The organism is Pseudomaricurvus alkylphenolicus, from assembly GCF_011683955.1.
GTDB lineage: Bacteria > Pseudomonadota > Gammaproteobacteria > Pseudomonadales > Cellvibrionaceae > Pseudomaricurvus > Pseudomaricurvus alkylphenolicus.
Genome location: NZ_JAAQPI010000049.1, coordinates 1 through 3,688 on the forward strand (window position 1 = coordinate 1; position 3,688 = coordinate 3,688).

A 3,688-nucleotide genomic window follows, 5' to 3' on the forward strand; every position below is an offset into this window, starting at 1 on the left:
CGACACCGACGTGACCGTGGTCTTTACCAACGGCAGTGCGGAAGACAGCGACTACGACGGCCGCTCGCAAACGGTCACCATCAGCAGTGGTGCCAGCACGGCTACCTTGACGGTCGATACCCACGAAGACGCGGACTTCGACAACGACACCTTTACCGCCAGCATCCAGAGCGTGGAAGACACCGGTCAGTTTGAAGCCATCGACACCACCAACGGTGCCGACGGTCAAACCCCGAGCCAGTTGACCACCATTCAGGACAACGACACCGCCCCGACCATCCGCATTGACGATGTGACGGTGAACGAAGACGCGGGCACGGCCACCTTTACCGTCAGCCTCAGTCACGCCACCACCGAAGCGGTGACCTTTGACTTTGCCACCAGCGACGACAGCGCCACCGCCGGTGCGGACTACACCGCCAACAGCGGCAACGGCTCGATCGGTGCCGGTGATACGGAAACCACGATTACCGTTGCCATCACCGACGACTTCCTGAAAGAAGGCGACGAAACCTACAACGTCACCCTGTCGAACCTGAGCGCCAATGTGGCCGCCACCGGTAACGACTTGTTGGGCGTCGGCACCATTACCGACGCTGGCAGTGAAACCGACGATCCAGAAACCGTGGGTAGTGCCGATACCGTGTACGCGGTGATCAGTGGCTCGGCCACCGTCACCGAAGGGGCGACCACCACCGATTACACCGTCAGTTTGATTGACGCCGGCGGCAACGCGGTCACGGTCAATGCCGACACCGACGTGACCGTGGTCTTTACCAACGGCAGCGCGGAAGACGGCGACTACGACGCGACCTCGCAAACGGTCACCATCAGCAGTGGCGCCAGTACGGCTACCTTGACGGTCGACACCAACGAAGACGCGGACTTCGACAACGACACCTTTACCGCCAGCATCCAGAGCGTAGAAGACACCGGTCAGTTTGAAGCCATCGACACCACCAACGGTGCCGACGGTCAGACGCCCAGTCAGCTGACCACCATCCAGGACAACGACACCGCCCCGACCATCCGCATTGACGATGTGACGGTGAACGAAGACGCGGGTACGGCGACCTTTACCGTCAGCCTGAGTCACGCCACCACCGAAGCGGTGACCTTCGACTTTGCCACCAGCGACGACAGCGCCACCGCCGGTGCGGACTATACCGCCAACAGCGGCAACGGCTCGATCGGTGCCGGTGAGACCGAAACCACGATTACCGTTGCCATCACCGACGACTTCCTGAAAGAAGGCGACGAAACCTACGACGTCACCCTGTCGAACCTGAGCGCCAATGTGGCCGCGGCGGGCAACGACCTGGTGGGCGTGGGCACCATTACCGATGCCGGCAGTGAAACCGACGATCCAGAAACCGTGGGTAGTGCCGATACCGTGTACGCGGTGATCAGTGGCCCGACCACCGTTACCGAAGGGGCGACCACCACCGACTACACCGTCAGTTTGATCGACGCCAGCGGCAACGCGGTCACGGTCAATGCCGACACCGATGTGACCGTGGTCTTTACCAACGGCAGCGCGGAAGTGGACGACTACGACGCGACCTCGCAGACCGTCACCATCAGCAGTGGCGCCAGCACCACCACACTCACGGTTGATACCCACGAAGACGCCGACTTCGACAACGAGACCTTTACCGCCAGCATCCAAAGCGTGGAAGACACCGGTCAGTTTGAAGCCATCGACACCACCAACGGTGCCGACGGTCAAACCCCGAGCCAGCTGACCACCATCCAGGACGACGACACCGCGCCAACGATCCGCATCAATGATGTGACGGTGAACGAAGACGCGGGTACGGCCACCTTTACGGTGTCTCTGAGCCACGCCACCACCGAGGCGGTGAGCTTTGATTTTGCCACCAGCGATGACAGTGCCACCGCCGGCGCGGACTACACCGCCAACAGCGGCAATGGCTCCATCGGTGCCGGTGAGACCCAAACCACCCTCACCGTGGCCATCACCGACGACTTCCTGAAAGAAGGCGACGAAACCTACAACGTCACGCTGTCGAACCTGAGCGCCAATGTGGCGGCCACCGGTAACGACTTGGTGGGTGTGGGCACCATCACCGACGCTGGCAGTGAGACCGACGATCCTGAAACGGTGGACAGCGCCGATACCGTGTACGCGGTGATCAGTGGCCCGGCCACCGTCACCGAAGGGTCGACCACCACCGATTACACGGTCAGTTTGATCGACGCCGGCGGCAACGCGGTCACGGTGAATGCCGACACCGACGTGACCGTGGTGTTTACCAGCGGCAGCGCGGAAGACGGCGACTACGACGGCCGCTCGCAAACGGTCACCATCAGCAGTGGCGCCATCAGCACAACGCTCACGGTTGATACCCACGAAGACGCGGACTTCGACAACGAGACCTTTACCGCCAGCATCCACAGCGTGGACGACACCGGTCAGTTTGAAGCCATCGACACCAGCACCGGTGCCGATGGTCAAACCCCGAGCCAGCTGACCACCATCCAGGACAACGACACGGCGCCAACGATCCGCATCAACGATGTAACGGTGAACGAAGACGCGGGCACGGCCACCTTTACCGTCAGCCTCAGTCACGCCACCACCGAAGCGGTGACCTTTGACTTTGCTACCAGCGATGACAGCGCCACCGCCGGTGCGGACTACACCGCCAACAGTGGCAATGGCTCGATCGGTGCCGGTGATACGGAAACCACGATAACCGTTGCCATCACCGATGACTTCCTGAAAGAAGGCGACGAAACCTACGACGTCACCCTGTTGAACCTGAGCGCCAATGTGGCCGCCACCGGTAACGACTTGGTGGGCGTGGGCACCATTACCGATGCCGGCAGTGAAACCGATGATCCGGAAGACACCACCTCGGCCGACACGGTTTACGCGGTGATCAGTGGCCCGGCCACCGTTACCGAAGGGGCGACCACCACCGACTACACCGTCAGTCTGATCGACGCCGGCGGCAACGCGGTCACGGTCAATGCCGACACCGACGTGACCGTGGTCTTTACCAACGGCAGTGCGGAAGACAGCGACTACGACGGCCGCTCGCAAACGGTCACCATCAGCAGTGGTGCCAGCACGGCTACCTTGACGGTCGATACCCACGAAGACGCGGACTTCGACAACGACACCTTTACCGCCAGCATCCAGAGTGTGGACGACACCGGTCAGTTTGAAGCCATCGACACCACCAACGGTGCCGACGGTCAGACGCCCAGTCAGCTGACCACCATCCAGGACAACGACACCGCCCCGACCATCCGCATTGACGATGTGACGGTGAACGAAGACGCGGGTACGGCGACCTTTACCGTCAGCCTGAGTCACGCCACCACCGAAGCGGTGACCTTCGACTTTGCCACCAGCGATGACAGTGCCACCGCCGGCGCGGACTACACCGCCAACAGCGGCAATGGCTCCATCGGTGCCGGTGATACCGACACCACGATAACCGTTGCCATCACCGATGACTTCCTGAAGGAAGGCGACGAAACCTACGACGTCACCTTGTCGAACCTGAGCGCCAATGTGGCCGCGGCGGGCAACGATCTGGTGGGCGTGGGCACCATCACCGACGCCGGCAGTGAAACCGACGATCCGGAAGACACCACTTCGGCCGACACGGTTTACGCGGTGATCAGTGGCCCGGCCACCGTCACCGAAGGGGCG

At 61.8% G+C, this 3,688-nt stretch carries 1 protein-coding gene; it reads left to right on the forward strand.

The features are described 5' to 3' along the window. Positions 1–3,688: beta strand repeat-containing protein (locus HBA55_RS36990; RefSeq protein WP_167001242.1), on the forward strand; the 3,688-nt coding region annotated here is incomplete at both ends.